7 protein-coding genes are annotated in these 5,872 nt (G+C 63.0%); 5 read left to right on the forward strand and 2 right to left on the reverse strand.

Annotated elements, in window-relative coordinates; all coding sequences use genetic code 11:
- The coding region (locus ENZ75_RS18135; protein ID WP_281061248.1) for a diacylglycerol kinase family protein at window positions 1-235 on the reverse strand (235 nt) is incomplete at its 3' end.
- Window positions 236-485: 250 nt separating this feature from the next.
- Here ENZ75_RS18135 and ENZ75_RS18140 point away from each other — a divergent pair.
- On the forward strand, window positions 486-1,805 hold the full coding sequence (locus ENZ75_RS18140) for a PRC-barrel domain-containing protein (RefSeq protein ID WP_128278222.1): 1,320 nt from the start codon (window positions 486-488) through the stop codon (window positions 1,803-1,805).
- A 51-nt stretch (window positions 1,806-1,856) separates the two neighbouring features.
- Here the strand turns inward: ENZ75_RS18140 and ENZ75_RS18145 are convergent, their stop codons facing one another.
- On the reverse strand, window positions 1,857-3,428 hold the full coding sequence (locus ENZ75_RS18145; RefSeq protein WP_063169139.1) for an alkaline phosphatase family protein: 1,572 nt from the start codon (window positions 3,426-3,428) through the stop codon (window positions 1,857-1,859).
- A 225-nt stretch (window positions 3,429-3,653) separates the two neighbouring features.
- Between ENZ75_RS18145 and ENZ75_RS18150 the strand changes: the two genes are divergently transcribed.
- The 4 genes from ENZ75_RS18150 to ENZ75_RS18165 all read left to right on the forward strand — a co-directional run.
- Window positions 3,654-4,586, forward strand: coding sequence for a VOC family protein (locus tag ENZ75_RS18150; protein WP_024503019.1), 933 nt, complete (start codon window positions 3,654-3,656; stop codon window positions 4,584-4,586).
- A gap of 4 nt (window positions 4,587-4,590) precedes the next feature.
- A complete protein-coding gene (locus ENZ75_RS18155; protein ID WP_027163149.1) occupies window positions 4,591-5,211 on the forward strand; it encodes an alpha/beta hydrolase in 621 nt (206 codons plus the stop codon).
- Window positions 5,212-5,213: 2 nt separating this feature from the next.
- Entirely contained in the window at window positions 5,214-5,513 is a 300-nt protein-coding gene (locus ENZ75_RS18160) for a GNAT family N-acetyltransferase (protein WP_013529296.1), read from the forward strand.
- Between the two features lie 140 nt (window positions 5,514-5,653).
- A partial coding sequence (locus tag ENZ75_RS18165) for a membrane dipeptidase (protein WP_206617057.1) occupies window positions 5,654-5,872 on the forward strand: 219 nt, incomplete at its 3' end.

Here is a 5,872-nt window from a genome sequence, read left to right on the forward strand (position 1 = left end):
GTCGGGCGGCCGCGGCGGAAATGGTCCCGTCGCCGCCACCCGCCAGCACGATGTCGACCGAGCGACGCGAAGCGGCGTTGTCCAGCGTCTCCACCACATCCTTGCCGGCGACAATTTCGATGCTGAGCGAGTGGCCTGCCGTTTCCAGCGTCTGATGCATCCTGTCGGAGAAAGCGGCGAGGTCGGTGGTGCGCAAAGTGCCGCCGTCCCGGTTCAGCACCGCTGCAAATCTCATGCCCCGCTCCACCAGGTCAGCCAAATGGCGGCCGGGATATACCCAGCCAACGGCTGAAACGCGGCGTCGACAGAAAGGTTCCTCTTGCCACGGGGTGACTACCCCAGCGGCTCAATAATTTCCGTGGTTTCGTTCCCGGACCGCAGCGCTTTGTCGGAACAACTGACCCGGTCACGACGTTGTGAACCTGCAGATGCCGCGTTCCCCAAGGAGACGCGGCGCATGAGATCAGGCACGAGGAGAGACTACCATGATCCGCAATCTTTTAGCCACGACGGCGCTCGCAACCTTTGTCGCGACCGGCGCCTATGCGCAGAACGCAACAAATACGGCGCCTGCCACGCCCGCCGTCCAGGAGCCCGCCGCCGCTCCTGTGGCACGCGCAGAGGGCAGCATCGTCACCAACATCATCGGTGAGTCCGTCTACAACGGCACCGGCGACGATGCCGAAAACATCGGCAAGGTCAGCGACGTCGTGTTCGACAAGGATGGGCAGGCGAAATCCGTTGTCATCGACGTCGGCGGTTTTCTGGGTGTCGGCGCCAAAAGCGTTGCTTTCGATTGCGGCAAGCTGCAGTGGGCCGAAAAGAATGGCGACCGCTGGTTGGTGGCCCAGACGACCAAGGACGAACTGACGGCGCAGGCAGAATTCGATAAAAAGCCTTACAGCCCGACCCCAGCACCTGCGGCATCGACCGACGCAACAGCGCCGGCAGCACCCGCGACGACGGACACAGCGCAAAAGCCTGTCGACATGAACGCCGCTTCGGCAGAACCAGTCAAGCGCGCCGACGGCAATCTCGCCACCAACATCATCGGGGAAAACGTCTATAACGGCACCGGCGATGACGCCCAGAACATCGGCGACGTCAACGACATTGTGCTGACCAAGGATGGCAAGGCGCAGTACTTGGTCATCGGCGTCGGCGGTTTCCTAGGCCTTGGCGCCAAGAACGTCACCTATGACTTCTCGAAGGCGCAGTGGGCCGAGAAGAATGGCGACCGCTGGCTGGTCGCCCAGACCACCAAGGAAGAATTGCAGGCGCAGCCGGATTTCAACCGCAAGGCCTATGACCCTGCGCCGGCAACGACGGCTTCGAATGCGCCGGCAGCAGTCGCGCCCGCCGCAGCCCCTGCCGTCGCTCCGTCCGACAAGACGGCACAGGCTCCGGCGCCCACGACCCCCGATGCCTCGGCTCCGGACCAGACAAAGACCGCAGCCATCGACAAGTCGACGCTGACCGAGATGCCGGTTGGTGAGATTCGCGCCGATGACCTCAAGGGCACGACTGTCTATGGCGCCAACGACGCCAAGGTCGGCGAGATCGGCGATGTCGTGCTTGCGCCCGACAAGAAGGCCGATGCGGTGATCGTCGATGTCGGTGGCTTCCTCGGCATTGGCGAGAAGGAAGTCGCGGTCGGCATGGATAATCTCAAATTCATGACCGACAAGGCGGGCAACAAATACCTGTACACGACCTTCACCAAGGAACAGCTCGAGGCACAAACCGCCTATGACAAGGGCAGCTATGCCGAGAAGCGCGATCAGCAGCGCATGATCGTCAGGTAGTTTCCACCCAGTCGGATACAGGCCCGCGCCGGCAACGATGCGGGCCTGTGTTCATGTGTGGCGTGGAGGCAGGCCAGCGGCATGGCCGACGAGGCCGTTCTCGGTCAATTCGGCCAGTGCCAGCGATTGATCGAGATGTTCGGCCCGCCAGGCGAGCAGTCGTTCGGCGAATTCCAGCCGCACGGCGAGATGGCTGGGGTCGGCCGCGAGGTTGTCCAATTCGTCCGGATCGTTTTCCAGATCGAACAGCAGCGGCGGCAGGTTGCCGCCGAAATGCACATATTTGAAATGTTCCGTGCGGATTACGGCGAGATTGCATTGGCGTGAGGCGATGCCGAAATGGCGTTCGGCCTCGCCCGCGGCAACCGAGCGGAAATCGAACTCCCAATGCGCGGCATCGCGCCACGCCGCCGGGGCCTCTCCGCTCAGGAACGGCTTCAGCGACCTGCCGTCGAGATGCGGCGCGGGCTCTTCGCCGAGCAGGTCGAGAAACGTCGGCAAAATGTCGACCGCTTCGGTGAAGCTGTCGACCTTGCCGCCGGCCGCCTTGCCGTGGCGCGGATCGCGGATGATCAGCGGAATGTGGTAGCTGCCGTCGAAATAGCCTCCCTTGCCCAGCATGAAATGGTCGCCCATCATCTCGGCATGGTCCGAGGTCAGCACGACGATGGTGTCGTCCCACGCGCCGGCCGCCTTGACCGCTTGCCAGATGCGGCCGAGCTGGGCGTCGACCTCGGAAATCATGCCGTAATAGATCGCGCGGAGGACGCGAAAATCGTCTTCGCTCCAGTCGTGCACCTTGCCGCTGGCGTCGGGGCGGAATTTCATCTGTTTCTGCCGGCCGAGATCATAGGCTAGATAGGGATGGTTTTCCGCCTCCTCCTGCCAACTTGCCGCGCGCCGAAAGGCCGGGCCGTCAGCCGGATCGTACATTGTGTTGTAGGGCTCCGGCACTATGAAGGGCGGGTGCGGGCTGATGAAGGAAAGATGCGCGAACCACGGCGCGGCGTGCTCCTGTTCGCCAAGCCAACGCGCGAATTCGCCGGTCAGGAAGGCCGCCGGGGTTTGCTGCCCGGAGTAGACGGGCGGCGCGTTGTCGACGGTGGTTCCGACCGCGCCGTCGGCCACCGGGCGATGGATGTCGGGAGATCCGGCGCTGGCGTCGACACCTTGTAGTTCCAGCCAGGATAGCCATTGCTTCTGATGCTCGGGCAGCAACTGGCGCACCGTAAAGCCCGGCAGCACGCCTTCATAGCTTTGCAGCCGCGGATCGCCTGGCGCCAGCAGGCGCGGATCGAGCGACACATCGGTGTAGCCGAACAGCGTCGGATCATAGCCCAGGGCGCGAGCCGAAAGCGCAATGTTGCCGTGGCGAGCGTCGAGCGGCGTGCCATTGCGGCAGACGCGGTTGTTCATCTGGTAGAGGCCGGTATAGAGGCAGGCGCGAGCGGGCGAGCAGGGCGCCGCGCCGCCATAATGCCGCTTGAACAGCACGCCCTCCGCGGCCAAAGCGTCGGCATTCGGCGTTCGCACGATCGGATGACCGGCGGCGGACAGACAATCGCCGCGCCACTGGTCGCATGTGATCAGGAGAATGTTAGGCCGCCTGGCTTTTCCAGTCACTCACGATACCTTTGTCCCGGATGTCGAACGCCGTTTATGGAACCGAATTCTGGCCATGGCGCAAGTCTGACCTGCGAGCCAATTGGTGAACGAACCTTGTTCCATCGTTCACTTTTATGACACAGTCTATTCTGTGTTTGCCGCCTTTGCGGAAACTGCCCTGGTCCTCATATTGGCGTGGACAGCGGCGAGGGCCGCACATGTACCAAGGGAAGGAGCAAGACAATGCTCGACCAGATCAAGGGCCTGCATCACGTCACGTCGATGGCCAGGGATGCCCGCCAGAACAACGATTTCTTCACCAGGAAACTCGGTCAGCGCCGGGTCAAGAAGACCGTCAATTTCGACGCGCCCGATGTTTACCATCTTTACTACGGTGACGAGGCCGGTACGCCGGGTTCGGTGATGACCTATTTCCCCTTCCCCGACATCGGCAAGGGCCGGCATGGGGTCGGGGAAGTCGGAACCACCGTCTACTCGGTGCCGGAAGGCACGCTTGGCTATTGGGAAAAACGCTTTGCCGATGAGGGCGTCACCGGCCTCTCGCGCGAAGAAACCTTCGGTGAGAAGCGCCTGGCTTTTGCCGGACCGGATGGTGACGGCTTCGCGCTGGTCGAGTGCAAGAGCGACAGCAGAGCACCCTGGGCGAAAGGCGGCGTTCCCACGGATGAGGCGATCCGAGGCTTTCATTCCGTGTCGCTCAGGCTGAAGGATGGCGGCGCCACGGAAGAGCTGCTGAAGTTCATGGGCTATGAGGAAGTCGACAAGTCCGGCAATCTCAGGCGGCTGGCGGTGAAGAACGGCAATGGCGCCGATGTCATCGACATCGAATCGCTGCCGAGCACGGCCTTCGCCGATCTCGGCGCCGGCTCCGTCCATCACGTCGCCTTCGCGGTCGAGAACCGCGCCAGGCAGCTGGAAGTACGCAAGGCGTTGATGGACACCGGCTATGGGGTGACGCCGGTGATCGACCGCGACTACTTCTGGGCGATCTATTTCCGCACACCGGGTGGCGTGCTGTTCGAAGTCGCCACCAACGAGCCGGGATTCGATCGCGACGAGGATACCGCTCATCTGGGCGAGGCGCTGAAGCTGCCGACGCAGCACCAGCACCTGCGGCCCTATCTCGAGCAGCATCTGCAGAAGTTGGAAGGCTGAGACCATGAGCAAGGACGCTTACATCCACAAGGTGCTGCCCGGTTCGCCGGGCGGTCCATTGCTGTTCGTCTTCCATGGCACGGGAGGCGATGAGAATCAGCTTCTGTCGCTGGGGCGCGATCTCGCGCCCCAGGCAACCATCGTCTCGCCGCGCGGTGATGTGTCGGAACAAGGTGCCGCGCGCTTCTTTCGCCGCGCCGCCGAGGGCATCTACGATATGGACGACCTGGCGCGGGCGACGACCAAGATGGCGGGCTTCGTCAAGGCCCATGTTGAAGCAGCGAAGCCATCGGCCGTGCTGGGTCTCGGCTATTCCAACGGCGCCAATGTCCTAGCCTCGGTGGTGTTCGCGGTTCCAGCGCTGTTCGACGCGTCGGTGCTGATGCATCCGCTGATCCCGTTCGAACCTGAGGTCAAGGGCAGCCTCGCCGGCCGCCATATCCTGGTGACCGCCGGCAAGCGCGATCCGATCTGCCCACCGAACCTGACCACGCGGCTCGAGGCCTATTTGCGTGCCGACGGCGCCGATGTCACAGTGGAATGGCACGATGGCGGGCACGAGGTGCGGCCAAACGAGATCGAGGCGGCACGGCGGTTCTTTGCCGATACTGCCCAAGGAGCATAGCAATGCCTGACCAACTGCCTGAGATCGAACTTGAGGATCGCGGTTCCAAGGGCCGCTACGTCCTGCGTGGACCCGATGGCGCCGAGGCCGAGATGACTTTCACCAAGATCGGTGAGCACCAGATCATCATCGACCACACCGAAGTGCCGGACGTCTTTCGCGGCCAGGGTGCCGGGCTTCGGCTTGTCACCCGCGCCGTCGAGGATGCGCGTGCGGCGGGCAAGAAGATCATCCCGCTCTGCCCGTTCGCCAACGCTCAGTTCCGCCGCCATCAGGAATGGGCCGACGTGCTGAAGCGGTAGGGATTCGTTGCTTGGAAACGGCGCGGCAAGCGGCTGCCATCCCACCGGGGCGGCTTTGGCATTTGCGCGGGTGGCGCATCCTGCCTAAGTAGATAGGATATATCTTAGCCGCGCCGACAAACGAACCGAATGATCCCCCAATGACCGAAACCGATCTCGTTCCCGTCTTCGACGGCCACAACGATACGTTGCTCAGGCTCCATCAGTCGAAAGACACGGACGTCGAAAAACTGTTCATCGAGGGGAAATCGGGCGGCCATATCGACCTGCCACGCGCGAAAGCCGGCGGCTTCGCCGGGGGCATGTTCGCCATCTTTCCGCCGCCTGTCGAGAAATCCAGGCGCGGCGCCGTGCCCCTG

Origin of the sequence: Mesorhizobium sp. M7A.F.Ca.CA.002.04.1.1 (assembly GCF_004022805.1) — a bacterium.
Classification (GTDB): Bacteria; Pseudomonadota; Alphaproteobacteria; order Rhizobiales; family Rhizobiaceae; genus Mesorhizobium; species Mesorhizobium ciceri.